We start from the raw sequence: 16,597 nt of genomic DNA, 5'->3' as shown, positions 1-16,597 counted from the left end.
AGTTAGGTGAGATAGAAGCGGTGTTGTGTGAGGAGACATCAGTACGTCAAGCAGCTGTGATAGACCGAGCCAGAGATGATGGTAGTGTGTATTTAGTGGCATATGTGGTGATGCAAGAAGGGCAGACGTGTGACTCGACACACTTAGTGTCGCAGTTAGGCGCAAAACTGCCAGAGTATATGATACCGAGCCACATAGTCACGTTAAGCACACTACCGCTGACGTTAAACGGCAAGTTAGATAGACGCGCATTACCGGCCCCGGAGATAGACAGCGAAGAGTTTGTGGCGCCTCGTAATGAGACAGAGCAAGCATTGTGTCAGGTGTGGCAAGATGTGTTGGGGTTAGCGCAGGTGGGCATAGAGGATAACTTCTTCCGCTTGGGTGGGGACTCCATTGTATGTATACAGTTGGTATCACGTCTGCGTCAGGCTGGTTATGTTTGTCAGGTAAAAGACATCTTTAATGCCCCAACCGTTGCGCAGTTGTCTTGTTTATTAGCAGACAACATGCTGAACGGAGTTGCTCAGGTTGAAGCTGAGCAAGGCGAGTTGGTTGGGACATTTGATTTATTACCCATTCAGCAATGGTTTTTTGATAAGGCATTACCAGCACCTCATCATTGGAATCAAGCCTTTATGGTACGTCTTCCTAGCACAGTAAGCCCCCAAGCATTGCAAGCTGGGCTCGAAGCACTAGTTGCGAGACACGATATGTTGCGCTGTCGATTTATCGATAATAAACAACAGTATTATGGGATGGATGAGGTAAACACCGAGCTGTTAACATTAGACGTTAGTAACTTAGATGAGGCGCAGTTACACCAGCAACTTACAGCTTTTCAGTCCGAGTTTGATTACCAGTTTGGGCCATTATGGTGTGCTGTACACTTAACGGGCTATGACGATGGAAGTGCTCGATTGTTTATGGCGTTACACCATCTGATTGTGGATGCTGTTTCTTGGCGTATTTTAGTAGATGACTTGAGCATGATTATGCAAGGGCATACACTGCCAGATAAAACAAGTAGTTATCGCCAGTGGGTTCATGCATTAAAGGCATTAGAACCAGATACAGAAGAAATACGGTATTGGCAGGGGGTTATGGCAACCCCTTGCAGTTTGCCAACTGCTGAAGAAACAATCATGGTTGATGTATTACAACAGTCTTCAGAAGTAACAGCGCATCTATTACGAGATACTAACGAAGGTTTTAATACCGAGATTAATGATGTGTTGTTGAGCGCTATGGTATTAGCGTTAAGTGAAACACTGGGTGAGCAAGCGTATACGCTAGGATTAGAAGGACACGGTAGAGAGCCAATGGACGAAACATTGGACTTATCGCGTACTATAGGTTGGTTTACCACACTGTATCCAGTGCGTTTGTTAGGACAAGAAACCGTTGCGGATACGTTAATTGCAACGAAGGAAACATTACGTCAGGTGCCAAATAAAGGATTAGGGTTTGGTGCGCTGCGTAACAAAGGTGAACTTGGGGGAGCCTTGCCAACTATCATGTTTAACTACCTCGGCCAATTTGGAGATGGCTCAGGACAAGTTGAAGATTGGTCTTTGGTAGGAGAAGATGTGGGCATGACTAGCGCTGCAGGCAACGAAGACAGTGTACTGTTGAGTGTTACTGGCGCGATATATGAGGGACGCTTGCGCTTTAAAGTGGTAAGTCGACTATCTGAGTTAGTGCATCACAACTTTAATGAGGCGTTTACATCAGCGTTAGCAGCGGTTGTGGCAGCAGGGTGTGCGCAAGCCAAGCTAGGGGGGCGTAAAACGCCGAGTGATTACGGGGTTCCGACATTGTCAGCTGCTCGTTTGCAGTATTTACAAAAGACGCATGACATTGAAGCCTTATACCCTGCCAGCAGCTTACAGCAGGGCTTTATCTACTATCACCTGAATGAGCCAGACGACGATGCGTATAGAGTCCAAGTATTATTAGATTATCATTGTGCTTTGAATATTGCGCACTACCGTCAAGCATGGCAAATGGCGTCACTGCGTTTCCCCAGTTTACGCGTATGCTTTGATTGGCAAGATACCCTAGTACAAATAGTGACTTCAGGGGTTAGCCTAACCGACGAGCACTTTAGTGTGGTTGACATTAGTCAATTGGCGTCAGATGTACAGGAGCAAGAAATCGAGCGGTTGCAGCAAGAGGCACGGATGATTGGCTTTGACTTGAGTCGTCCGGGACTGGTTAGGTTAACCATCGTTAAACGAAGCGATACCTTGTACACGGTGATTAAAACAGAGCATCACAGTATTTCGGATGGCTGGAGTGGGCCGGTACTGGGGCAAGCGGTACACGAATATTATGAAGCATTGCAAGCAGGTCTCACGTGTGAGATAAAACCAGATCAGGCTTACTTAAATGCACAGGCTTACCAAATGAGCCGTCAGGCGCAAAGTGAAGCATTTTGGCAAGCACAAAAGCAGCAGTATGGTGAAGCAAATGATCTAAGAGGCTTGTTTGATAGTTCAGTTGAACTGGCGGATAGCCACCTTAATACGGCTCCTAAAGAGCAGGCCCTGGAGCTAACAGGGAATGCATTAGCTCAGTTGAAGAACATGTGTCGGGAAAGCGGGACGACGGTGAATGTTGCGTTGCAGTTTGCTTGGCACTACTTACTTCACGGCTATACCCAAGATAATCAAACATTAGTGGGGACAACAGTATCAGGTCGTGATTTACCGATTGAGGGTATTGAGTCGAGTGTCGGTTTATACATCAATACGTTACCACTTTCGGTGTCGTGGGATGAACAGCAGAGCGTTGAAGGCGTTTTACAATCAATTCAGCAAAGTATCGCGATGTTGAACAGTCATAGTGCGATATCGTTGGCGAAGTTACAGGAAGGGGGTCATCGCTTATTCCATAGCTTAGTCGTATTTGAAAACTACCCAAGAACGGCCTTAGAGGGGGCGGAAGGGATCATCAATCAGGTTCATTTTAGAAAATCAGTGGAGAAAATGGACTATCCGCTCACATTACGTGCGTTTGAGCGTGATGAGAGCCTAGTGATGGCCTTGTGTTACAACGGAGATTGGCTAAGCAACAAGCAAGCAACGCGTTTATTGTCTCAGGTGATGCGTATTCTCACGCAATTACCTCAGGTGGAGAGGTTATCTCAGTTATGTCTATTGGATGAGCAAGAGCGCACTGCGACCTTATTAGAAGGTAACGATACACAAGCGACTTATCCCATTCATGGTACTCTGGTGAGCGAGTTTGAACGACAAGTATTAGCAAGCCCAGAGCATATCGCTTTAGAGATGGGTGGGGTCCAATTGAGTTATCAGCAACTTGATGCGCAGGCGAATCAGCTTGCACGAGAGTTGCGTGATAGGTATCAGCAGCGCCATAGGCAAGCGATGCCAGCGAATACCTTGATTGGTCTGTATATGGACAGAAGCGTCGAAATGATGGTTGCGGTGTTAGCTGTGCTGAAAGCAGGGGGGGCATATGTGCCAATTTCACCAGAATTTCCAGCAGAGCGAACGGCCTTTATCCTAAAAGATACGGGGTGTCCGTTTGTCTTAACGCATGCGGCGGGTACTGAAGCTTTGCAAGGCGGATTAGCAGAGCAAGAGTGCGCAGCAGAATGGTTAGCCGTTGAACAAGTGATGAAGCATACTGTGGCCAGCGATACAGCACTGCCGTTGAAAGCAGGGCCAGAAGATCTAGCATATGTTATTTATACCTCAGGAACGACAGGGCAGCCGAAAGGGGTAATGATAGCGCATCGTGCAATAGTTAATCGTATCAACTGGATGCAAAAGCGCTACCCGTTAAGTAGTGAAGACAAAGTATTACAAAAGACGCCTTACATTTTTGATGTATCAGTATGGGAGTTATTTTGGGCGCACTGGGCGGGCGCCTCGTTGGTGATGGCAGCACCTGATGTGCATAGACAGCCAGAAGCCTTGCATACATTGATAGAAGAGGCAGGAGTGACAACATTACACTTCGTGCCTTCGATGTTAGCGGCATTTTGTGCAGAGATGTCGAGTGAAGGTAAGGTATTACCGCGCAGTGTTAAGCAAGTTTTTAGTAGTGGAGAGGCACTGCAGGTGAGTCATGTGGATGCTTTTTATGGTTTAGGGCAGCATGATGCGGTATTACACAATTTATATGGCCCAACGGAAGCGTCAGTGGATGTGAGTTATTTTGACACACGAGAAGCGTTTACGAGCCATGTACCGATAGGCAAAGCGATAGATAACACGCAACTCTATATCCTTAACAAACAATTACAGCCAGTGCCCAATGGTACGCAAGGTGAATTGTACATAGGGGGAGCAGGACTGGCTCGAGGGTATTTAAATCGAGCAGAGCTCACGGCGGAGCGCTTTATTGACAACCCGTTTGTAGACGATGCGGCAAGGGCATTGGGCTATACCCGGTTATATAAAACGGGGGATGTGGTACGTCGTCGAGAGGACGGCAATATAGAGTATTTAGGGCGTAATGATTTCCAAGTAAAGATCCGCGGCTATCGCATAGAGTTAGGTGAGATAGAAGCGGTGTTGTGTGAGGAGACATCAGTACGTCAAGCAGCTGTGATAGACCGAGCCAGAGATGATGGTAGTGTGTATTTAGTGGCATATGTGGTGATGCAAGAAGGGCAGACGTGTGACTCGACACACTTAGTGTCGCAGTTAGGCGCAAAACTGCCAGAGTATATGATACCGAGCCACATAGTCACGTTAAGCACACTACCGCTGACGTTAAACGGCAAGTTAGATAGACGCGCATTACCGGCCCCGGAGATAGACAGCGAAGAGTTTGTGGCGCCTCGTAATGAGACAGAGCAAGCATTGTGTCAGGTGTGGCAAGATGTGTTGGGGTTAGCGCAGGTGGGCATAGAGGATAACTTCTTCCGCTTGGGTGGGGACTCCATTGTATGTATACAGTTGGTATCACGTCTGCGTCAGGCTGGTTATGTTTGTCAGGTAAAAGACATCTTTAATGCCCCAACCGTTGCGCAGTTGTCTTGTTTATTAGCAGACAACATGCTGAACGGAGTTGCTCAGGTTGAAGCTGAGCAAGGCGAGTTGGTTGGGACATTTGATTTATTACCCATTCAGCAATGGTTTTTTGATAAGGCATTACCAGCACCTCATCATTGGAATCAAGCCTTTATGGTACGTCTTCCTAGCACAGTAAGCCCCCAAGCATTGCAAGCTGGGCTCGAAGCACTAGTTGCGAGACACGATATGTTGCGCTGTCGATTTATCGATAATAAACAACAGTATTATGGGATGGATGAGGTAAACACCGAGCTGTTAACATTAGACGTTAGTAACTTAGATGAGGCGCAGTTACACCAGCAACTTACAGCTTTTCAGTCTGAGTTTGATTACCAGTTTGGGCCATTATGGTGTGCTGTACACTTAACGGGCTATGACGATGGAAGTGCTCGATTGTTTATGGCGTTACACCATCTGATTGTGGATGCTGTTTCTTGGCGTATTTTAGTAGATGACTTGAGCATGATTATGCAAGGGCATACACTGCCAGATAAAACAAGTAGTTATCGCCAGTGGGTTCATGCATTAAAGGCATTAGAACCAGATACAGAAGAAATACGGTATTGGCAGGGGGTTATGGCAACCCCTTGCAGTTTGCCAACTGCTGAAGAAACAATCATGGTTGATGTATTACAACAGTCTTCAGAAGTAACAGCGCATCTATTACGAGATACTAACGAAGGTTTTAATACCGAGATTAATGATGTGTTGTTGAGCGCTATGGTATTAGCGTTAAGTGAAACACTGGGTGAGCAAGCGTATACGCTAGGATTAGAAGGACACGGTAGAGAGCCAATGGACGAAACATTGGACTTATCGCGTACTATAGGTTGGTTTACCACACTGTATCCAGTGCGTTTGTTAGGACAAGAAACCGTTGCGGATACGTTAATTGCAACGAAGGAAACATTACGTCAGGTGCCAAATAAAGGATTAGGGTTTGGTGCGCTGCGTAACAAAGGTGAACTTGGGGGAGCCTTGCCAACTATCATGTTTAACTACCTCGGCCAATTTGGAGATGGCTCAGGACAAGTTGAAGATTGGTCTTTGGTAGGAGAAGATGTGGGCATGACTAGCGCTGCAGGCAACGAAGACAGTGTACTGTTGAGTGTTACTGGCGCGATATATGAGGGACGCTTGCGCTTTAAAGTGGTAAGTCGACTATCTGAGTTAGTGCATCACAACTTTAATGAGGCGTTTACATCAGCGTTAGCAGCGGTTGTGGCAGCAGGGTGTGCGCAAGCCAAGCTAGGGGGGCGTAAAACGCCGAGTGATTACGGGGTTCCGACATTGTCAGCTGCTCGTTTGCAGTATTTACAAAAGACGCATGACATTGAAGCCTTATACCCTGCCAGCAGCTTACAGCAGGGCTTTATCTACTATCACCTGAATGAGCCAGACGACGATGCGTATAGAGTCCAAGTATTATTAGATTATCATTGTGCTTTGAATATTGCGCACTACCGTCAAGCATGGCAAATGGCGTCACTGCGTTTCCCCAGTTTACGCGTATGCTTTGATTGGCAAGATACCCTAGTACAAATAGTGACTTCAGGGGTTAGCCTAACCGACGAGCACTTTAGTGTGGTTGACATTAGTCAATTGGCGTCAGATGTACAGGAGCAAGAAATCGAGCGGTTGCAGCAAGAGGCACGGATGATTGGCTTTGACTTGAGTCGTCCGGGACTGGTTAGGTTAACCATCGTTAAACGAAGCGATACCTTGTACACGGTGATTAAAACAGAGCATCACAGTATTTCGGATGGCTGGAGTGGGCCGGTACTGGGGCAAGCGGTACACGAATATTATGAAGCATTGCAAGCAGGTCTCACGTGTGAGATAAAACCAGATCAGGCTTACTTAAATGCACAGGCTTACCAAATGAGCCGTCAGGCGCAAAGTGAAGCATTTTGGCAAGCACAAAAGCAGCAGTATGGTGAAGCAAATGATCTAAGAGGCTTGTTTGATAGTTCAGTTGAACTGGCGGATAGCCACCTTAATACGGCTCCTAAAGAGCAGGCCCTGGAGCTAACAGGGAATGCATTAGCTCAGTTGAAGAACATGTGTCGGGAAAGCGGGACGACGGTGAATGTTGCGTTGCAGTTTGCTTGGCACTACTTACTTCACGGCTATACCCAAGATAATCAAACATTAGTGGGGACAACAGTATCAGGTCGTGATTTACCGATTGAGGGTATTGAGTCGAGTGTCGGTTTATACATCAATACGTTACCACTTTCGGTGTCGTGGGATGAACAGCAGAGCGTTGAAGGCGTTTTACAATCAATTCAGCAAAGTATCGCGATGTTGAACAGTCATAGTGCGATATCGTTGGCGAAGTTACAGGAAGGGGGTCATCGCTTATTCCATAGCTTAGTCGTATTTGAAAACTACCCAAGAACGGCCTTAGAGGGGGCGGAAGGGATCATCAATCAGGTTCATTTTAGAAAATCAGTGGAGAAAATGGACTATCCGCTCACATTACGTGCGTTTGAGCGTGATGAGAGCCTAGTGATGGCCTTGTGTTACAACGGAGATTGGCTAAGCAACAAGCAAGCAACGCGTTTATTGTCTCAGGTGATGCGTATTCTCACGCAATTACCTCAGGTGGAGAGGTTATCTCAGTTATGTCTATTGGATGAGCAAGAGCGCACTGCGACCTTATTAGAAGGTAACGATACACAAGCGACTTATCCCATTCATGGTACTCTGGTGAGCGAGTTTGAACGACAAGTATTAGCAAGCCCAGAGCATATCGCTTTAGAGATGGGTGGGGTCCAATTGAGTTATCAGCAACTTGATGCGCAGGCGAATCAGCTTGCACGAGAGTTGCGTGATAGGTATCAGCAGCGCCATAGGCAAGCGATGCCAGCGAATACCTTGATTGGTCTGTATATGGACAGAAGCGTCGAAATGATGGTTGCGGTGTTAGCTGTGCTGAAAGCAGGGGGGGCATATGTGCCAATTTCACCAGAATTTCCAGCAGAGCGAACGGCCTTTATCCTAAAAGATACGGGGTGTCCGTTTGTCTTAACGCATGCGGCGGGTACTGAAGCTTTGCAAGGCGGATTAGCAGAGCAAGAGTGCGCAGCAGAATGGTTAGCCGTTGAACAAGTGATGAAGCATACTGTGGCCAGCGATACAGCACTGCCGTTGAAAGCAGGGCCAGAAGATCTAGCATATGTTATTTATACCTCAGGAACGACAGGGCAGCCGAAAGGGGTAATGATAGCGCATCGTGCAATAGTTAATCGTATCAACTGGATGCAAAAGCGCTACCCGTTAAGTAGTGAAGACAAAGTATTACAAAAGACGCCTTACATTTTTGATGTATCAGTATGGGAGTTATTTTGGGCGCACTGGGCGGGCGCCTCGTTGGTGATGGCAGCACCTGATGTGCATAGACAGCCAGAAGCCTTGCATACATTGATAGAAGAGGCAGGAGTGACAACATTACACTTCGTGCCTTCGATGTTAGCGGCATTTTGTGCAGAGATGTCGAGTGAAGGTAAGGTATTACCGCGCAGTGTTAAGCAAGTTTTTAGTAGTGGAGAGGCACTGCAGGTGAGTCATGTGGATGCTTTTTATGGTTTAGGGCAGCATGATGCGGTATTACACAATTTATATGGCCCAACGGAAGCGTCAGTGGATGTGAGTTATTTTGACACACGAGAAGCGTTTACGAGCCATGTACCGATAGGCAAAGCGATAGATAACACGCAACTCTATATCCTTAACAAACAATTACAGCCAGTGCCCAATGGTACGCAAGGTGAATTGTACATAGGGGGCGCAGGACTGGCTCGAGGGTATTTAAATCGTGCAGAGCTCACGGCGGAGCGCTTTATTGACAACCCGTTTGTAGATGATGCGGCAAGGGCATTGGGCTATACCCGGTTATATAAAACGGGGGATGTGGTACGTCGTCGAGAGGACGGCAATATAGAGTATTTAGGGCGTAACGATTTCCAAGTAAAGATCCGCGGCTATCGCATAGAGTTAGGTGAGATAGAAGCGGTGTTGTGTGAGGAGGGAACAGTACGTCAAGCAGCCGTGATAGACCGAGCCAGAGATGATGGTAGTGTGTATTTAGTGGCATATGTGGTGATGCAAGAAGGGCAGACGTGTGACTCGACACACTTAGTGTCGCAGTTAGGCGCAAAACTGCCAGAGTATATGATACCGAGCCACATAGTCACGTTAAGCGCACTACCGCTGACGTTAAACGGCAAGTTAGATAGGCGCGCATTGCCGGCCCCGGAGATAGACAGCGAAGAGTTTGTGGCGCCTCGTAATGAGACAGAGCAAGCATTGTGTCAGGTGTGGCAAGATGTGTTGGGGTTAGCGCAGGTGGGCATAGAGGATAACCTCTTCCGCTTGGGTGGGGACTCTATTGTATGTATACAGTTGGTATCACGTCTGCGTCAGGCTGGTTATGTTTGTCAGGTAAAAGACATCTTTAATGCCCCAACCGTTGCGCAGTTGTCATTAATACTGCAACACACTGAGAGTATCGCATTATTAGAGCAAGCACCCGTTGAAGGGCGCACTCCATTGTTACCTGTACAGAGGATGTTTTTTGATGAAAACCGTAAAAACCCTCATCATTTTAATCAGTCATTATTATTGAATGTTAAAAATGGCATGTCTGAAAGTGATCTACATCAGATAGTTGAAGCGATACTAACAAGGCATGATGTTTTTAGAATGCGTTTTAAAGACCTTGAGTCTGGGACAAACTTCTATCAAGAGCTAGATTCTGCAATGGTTTGTAATTCGGTAGAAATGATAGAGCTGTCCTCGTATGAATACATCGTATCGACATGTGAGCAGATGCAACGGTCTTTGGATTTACAGCAAGGACCATTATTTAAGGTGGTTTGTATCAAATTACCTGATGGTAAGCAGAAGTTACTAATCCTAGCGCATCATTTGGTGATAGACGGTGTGTCTTGGAGGATTTTACTTAGAGACCTCCAAGTGGCAGTCGAACAAATAAAGAATGGCAGTGCACCGAAACTAGCGGCGAAGACAAGCTCCTATAAAAACTGGTCTCAATTTATAAAGCATTTTACAAAAGAAAAAGGGTTCTCAAGTGACCAGGAATATTGGCTCGATAAATTATCTGAATACGCTTGCGTTTCAAAAAGTAATCGGATATATATTGAAAATAGTTATACAAAACAAGTTCGTCAAAGCACATTTACCTTAAAGCCGTTGATTACCTCTCGACTTTTAGGATCTGCCAATGATGCCTTTCGTACTCGTCCAGAAGAATTGATGCTAGCCTCATTATTTAGAGCTTGTAATCAAGGTTTAGGCTTGGATGCAGTTCAGATCAATTTGGAAGGTCATGGGCGTGAAATGTTATCTAAAGATTTGGATGTATCAGAAACAATAGGCTGGTTTACGACTTTCTATCCTTTGATATTGATTAATTCCGAATTAGATAATGTTGAAAGCTGGGTCAAGTATACAAAAGAAACGATTCGCAACGTTCCTAACAAGGGATTAAGTTTTGGGGCGTTATCTTATTTTTCACCAGAAGAAGATGTCAGAGAAAAATTACAAGGCCAAGTTGATAGATCTATTGTATTTAACTATTTGGGGCAGTTCGATAACGTGTTATCGGATCTGGATAGTTCATTTTCCATAGCATCAGAGTCAAGAGGCCAAGAGACATTAGAGCATGACACGAGTAGAAGCGTTATTTTTAATGCTCGTATTGTAAGTAAACAGTTCGAGGTAACTGCAATCGTATTTTCATCTGATGAGGATGCGAACAAAGTGGAATTACTTTTGACTTATTTTCAGCAAGCGTTATTAGAAGTTGTTGATTTTTGCGAAGAAGTAAATCAACGCAACGATCTTAAGAATAAAATTAAAAACCTAGATTTATTAGAGTTAGAAAGTAGCGACTCAGCTTCCTTAATAAAATTAGAAGAGATTATAGGATTGGAAATATAATGTTAAACAATTTGTTGCAAACTTTACATGAACGGAATATCAAACTTCAAGTTCTAGAAGGTAAACTTAAAGTATTTGATGTCGATGGTAACTTAGATAACACAATACTTTCTGAACTAAGGACTTATAAGGAAGACTTACTCGCTATTTTCAGCCAAAGTAAGGGGTTTACACCAAGTGATTTTCCATTCGCAAATTTAACTCAAGAACAACTAGACGCAATAGAGAAAAATTACACCGAAGTAGAAAATATTTATCCAGCAGTACCCATGCAGCAGGGGATGTTATTCCATGGGTTTGAAGATGGAACTGGTGAGTCTTATACCAGCCAAACTGTATATAAGTTGTTTGGTAATTTGGACGACATACAATTTCAAAAAGCTTGGCAAATGGTAGCGCAGCGGCATGATACTTTTCGAACTTGTTTTGTAGGATTTGAAACTCATACTATTAATCAAGTTGTTCTGGAAAAAGCCAATATTCCTTTTAACACACTAGAGTGGAAAGATTTAGATAGAGATGAATTTCAGAGAAAATTGAATGAGTTTAAAAAAGCAGACAAAAATAAAGGTTTCGATTTTGCCGTAGCTCCTCTCATGCGATTGACAAAAGTCATGGGGAGAGACGATGAATTTTATTTGGTTTGGACAAGACACCACTCCTTGTTAGATGGTTGGTGCCAAAGTATTGTCTTTAAAGAAGTGATGCAATGTTATGATCATTTAACTATTGGTTCACCTCTTCAACTTACCGATACACCGCCTTATCAGAGCTATATTGAATGGTTTGTTGAGCAAGACCAAACGAAAGCGAAAACATATTGGCAAGATTACCTACAAGGTTTTAGTTACCCCACACCACTCGTTGTAGATAAGCAGATTGAATTGGCTGAAAATGAAGATTCTGTTGGTCGTTATTATTTTAATGTAGATAGAGACACTACGAAAAAGCTTTCCTCGTTGGCGAATCAATATGGCGTAACAATCAATACTGTGTTTCAAGCTGCTTGGTCGTTATTGTTAGCGAGTTACAGCGGTGAAAAAGATATCGTTTTTGGCGCGACGGTTTCAGGTAGGCCAGCAGAAGTTAAAGGTGTCGAGTCAATCGTTGGCTTATTCATTAACTCATTGCCTGTTAGAGTGAACTTTAACAATCTGACATCTGTGTTAGATGTACTCGAAAACTTAAGTGCTTCGTACTCAAACTCAAACGCTTATAGTTATTGTCCACTCAATGAAATCCAGAAAAATAGCGAAGTGAGTAATGGAGCATCTCTATTTGATTCGTTAGTCATATTTTCAAATTTTGCAGAGTTAGATCAAAAGGGGGTTGATGTACAAGCTGCAAACTCGCTTACATTAGATTCTGTACAAACAGATGAATATACAAATTACGGCCTTACGTTTATGGTAACGATGTCAGACACCTTGTCGGTTCGTATTACCTACCCACGGAATCGATTTTCTGAAGATGTACTTGCGCCTTTGGGAGACCATATATGTAATTTGCTTATCTCAATGAGTAATGGGTTTGAACAAAAGCTGAGTGAATTACAGTTGTTGAACTCTCAAGAGTTAGGATTGATAGCTGAAGATCTTCAAAGTGTGCATTCTATTTCGAAATCAAAAACTAGGTTTAATGAGCTATTCGAGCGACAAGTTGAGAAATCACCTCACGCACTCGCAATAAGGTTTTTAGATCGAACATTAAGTTATGAAGAGTTAAATGGTAAAGCTAATCAGTTTGCGCACCTATTAAGAGAAAAAGGGGTTAAGCCAGGTGATAATGTTGCTTTGTGCTTAGAGCGATGTGAAGATATTCCTATAAGTATTTTGGCAATTATGAAAATTGGTGCAGCGTATGTGCCTGTTGATCGCTTCTATCCAAGCCAACGATTTCAGAATATTTTTGTTGAGGCCAATGTTAAGCATTTAATTGTCCATAACAATTTATGTATGTTACCTGGTTTAGAGGGACCTGAAGCCATTGCTATTGACCACCCTGACACTTTGGATCATTTAGTGTCGTTACCAAATACAAACATTAACGCAACTGCTGAGTTCGGTGAAACAGCATACGTGATTTTTACATCTGGCTCACGTGGCAAACCAAAAGGCGTAGAGGTTACTCACAGTAATATTTGCCATTTCCGTGACGTATTTGCTAGTCAAATGGCAGATTTAGACCTGCCTTCTCACAGTTCTTGGTTATGGCATGTTAGTTATACATTTGATGCGTCTTTAAAAGGTATGGCCGCACTTTCTTTGGGTGGGGCTGTCACTATCGCTGCCGAGAGTCAGTATCAAGATACGGCTTCTTTACTTCGTCTTATGCGCGAAGGAGACATTCAAGTATTCAACGGTATTCCTCAGTTAGTTGAGCTAATGATTGAAGAGTTTGAAGAACAGGATCGTTATCACCTTATTTTAAGTGGCGATACCATTTCTAAAAAAATCCACTCAAATACGCTTGAATATATTAGTAGAGTAGATAAGAAAGCAATTAATGCATATGGGCCGACTGAATTATCTGTCAATATCTCATATGGGCTAATTGAAGAAAATGTGGCAAATAATGTGATTGGTAAGGTTGTTGAAGGAAACTACCCGATCGTTATTTCTCCGTTTGGGGCGATTTTACCAAAAGGTATTCCTGGTCAACTTTGTGTCTCTGGCGCGAGTGTCAGCATAGGTTACATAAACAACCCAGAGTACAACGAATTGGCGTATGCAGAATATAATCTGCTTCATGAACCTAGTCGCTTCTACCGTACGGGTGATAGAGTCGTTCTAAATCACGATGACACGATGCAATTTATAGGTCGTACCGATGATCAAGTTAAAATTCGTGGTTTTAGAATTGAACTAGACGAGGTCAGAGAGGCACTTACACAAGTTCCCTCAATCAGAGAGTCATACTTATCTGTATTTAGTGACTCTGCTGGCATCAACCATCATGTAGCGTATTGTCAATTAAACGCGGATGAGCAGGGGGAAGAGAGTGAACAGACAGAGGAAATTCGTAGAAGTCTTTCGAAGTTAATACCTGAATACATGCTACCGAGCTATATCATATTGCTTAGTGAATTGCCCAAAACACCAGGTGGTAAGGTAAACAAGGCGAGTTTGCCAAACCCTCTCGACGCGAAGAAGTCTGATCTGGAAACTGATCCTCAGTCGGAAGTAGAAAAGACATTGCTGAAAATATGGTGTGAAGTTCTTGGCCATGAAAGCATTGGCCTCACTGATAACTTTTTCAGTATTGGTGGTGACTCGATTATGTCAATGCAAATCATGGCAATGGCTAAGCGTAGTGGCATAGTCTTTAGTGTTAGACAGTTATTAATAGGGCAGTCAATTAGAGGGTTGGCTAAGATGATTGAAACAGATCATCAAGAAACATCTAAACAGTCAGAAAGTGAAGGGTTTCAAAAGCTATTGCCTATTCAGCATCGTTTTTTCGATATCGATTCTGATCACGTGAACCACTACAATCAAAGCTCTTTGTTGAAAGTATCAGGAAACTTTAGCTTCTCCCACTTAGAAAAAGCTGTCCAAGCAATTGTTGAGCGGCACGATGTATTACGACTAAAGTTCTTTAAAGATGACAACAAATGGTATAGCAAATACAACCCATCGAATAACTTTAAGTTAAAGCAACAATGTATAGAAGAAGATATTAGCCATATTTCTGATACCGAGCTTGCTGAATTCATGTGGTCTAGAGGGTCTGAAGTACAAAAAAGTCTAGATATTGAAGCTGGTATATTGTTTAAGGTCTATTACTTCAATAGGGGTCAAGAGAACTCAGGTCGTGTGCTATTTTGCTTCCATCACTTAGTCACTGATGCAGTTTCTAGATGGGTGATGATGTTAGACATAAGTCAAGCCTTAAAAAGTTTGGAAAAAGGTGAAGAAATAGTTCTTAAAAGTAAAGCCGCATCGTATCAACAGTGGGCTGAATATCTTACTACAGCAATGGATGAAGGAAAATTCGCAGAGGATAGAGAATATTGGCTCAATAATTACATCCCTGTTGAAGACAAATTGCCTGATGAATCTGCATTTATCACAGAGCCTGATCCAAACAACTTTGAATTTGTTGAGCTGCAACTTTCAAAGAAGCATTTCCCGGCAATCGCTTCTATGGACAAGTCAGCAATAGAAGACATGTTGTTGAGCTCTTTAATGCATGGGCTGGCGAAATGGAGTGGACAAGATACCCAGCATATTGATTTAGAAAGCCACGGCCGTATTAATTTGGATGGTGCTCCTGATGTATCTGAAACAGCTGGGTGGTTTACCTCTGTATACCCTTTAAGTGTAAAGGTAGCGCAGCAAAGTCCCGAGCAAGTATTTAACATTGTAAGAGCTCAGCGCTCAAACATACCAAACAGTGGAATAGGTTTTGGTTTATTTAAGTATTTCGCTAATGACTTCCAAATGCGTGACCAATTAAAGGGCCGCAGTTCAAATGTTGTATTTAACTTCTTGAGTGAAAGTTTGAGTTCTTCTTCTAGTGAACAAGAAATAGAAGTAGCACCTGAGGCGGTGGGTCCTCAGTATGATCTTAATCGTGTCACTCCTTATCAGTTTAATATCTTGTCCTTTATTGCAGATGGTGTATTACATATTCAATTTAACTATAGCAACGTTGAATACAGTTTAGAGAAAGCTCAGACTCTATCTGAAAATGTTAGTCAAGCGTTGCAATCATTATTAAGAAACGATCAACTGAACACAAACCATGGCTTGAATGCTCAAATTGCGGCTGGGCAAGATAATATCTTAATTGAACTTAATCAATCTAATGCAGACACAAACTTATTCTGCATTCATCCGATTGGTGGCTATGCAAACCATTATGAGTCAATGGCTGCTAGCTTGGCGGACACATGCAAAGTCTTTGGCTTACAAGCACCTGATATATTCGTTGATTATCATACAGAGAAGATAGAAAGCTTAGTGGAGCAATATATCCAGCTAATTAAGCGTGTACAGCCTAAAGGTCCTTATCATTTGTTAGGGTGGTCAGCCGGAGCAAGACTAGCTTATGAGATGGCAACTCAGTTGGATAAGTTAGGGGATGAAGTCGGTTTGGTTGGGCTGCTAGATCAACCTCCTACAGAAAGTCAGACTTCAGAAGATAAGAATGAATTTGCAAAAGTACAGAGCTTCTTTGGTAATACATTGGAAATTGATTGGAATGAAGTTACGCAACTTTCTACTGAGCAAGCGATTAAACAGTTAGCTCTTACTGCCAAAACACAGGGATTAGCACATAAAGGGTTAAGCATTGAACAAGTGGAGAATTACATACGCTTCTTAGTTACTTTCCCACATGCTATGGATAAGCTAAAGATGAAACAATCAAGTTTGAACCTTCATCTATATAAAGTATTAGATCAAGAAGAAGCAGACAGGTATGAGTTAAACCAATATTACAATTGGGATCAAATTACTTCAGGTGACATTTCAGTGAAAAGAGTCGCTGGCAACCATAGTAATATGATTGAAAGACCTTACGTTGACTCGCTAATCGAGCCGTTGAAGTCAGATTTAACCAAAGTGAAAGGGTAA

2 protein-coding genes (1 of these 2 running past the window's edge) are annotated in these 16,597 nt (G+C 43.3%); both read left to right on the top strand.

Annotated elements, in window-relative coordinates:
• On the top strand, nt 1-11,018 hold the 3' portion of the coding sequence (locus tag GSF04_RS02780; protein ID WP_211856476.1) for a non-ribosomal peptide synthetase. It extends 2,920 nt beyond the left edge of the window; the window shows 11,018 of its 13,938 coding nt (coding positions 2,921-13,938); its start codon lies beyond the left edge, outside the window; its stop codon occupies nt 11,016-11,018.
• Complete coding sequence (locus GSF04_RS02775; protein WP_211856475.1) at nt 11,018-16,597, top strand: condensation domain-containing protein; 5,580 nt, start codon at nt 11,018-11,020, stop codon at nt 16,595-16,597. The genes GSF04_RS02780 and GSF04_RS02775 overlap by 1 nt, the downstream gene beginning before the upstream one ends.

The organism is Pseudoalteromonas sp. A22 (genome assembly GCF_018141345.1).
Lineage (GTDB): Bacteria > Pseudomonadota > Gammaproteobacteria > Enterobacterales > Alteromonadaceae > Pseudoalteromonas > Pseudoalteromonas maricaloris.
This window is presented reverse-complemented; position numbering and strand designations above follow the sequence as displayed.

Excerpts from the sequence above, each read along its gene's own strand:
- GSF04_RS02775 (WP_211856475.1), top strand. The coding sequence starts at position 11,018 with ATGTTAAACAATTTGTTGCAAACTTTACATGAACGGAATATCAAACTT.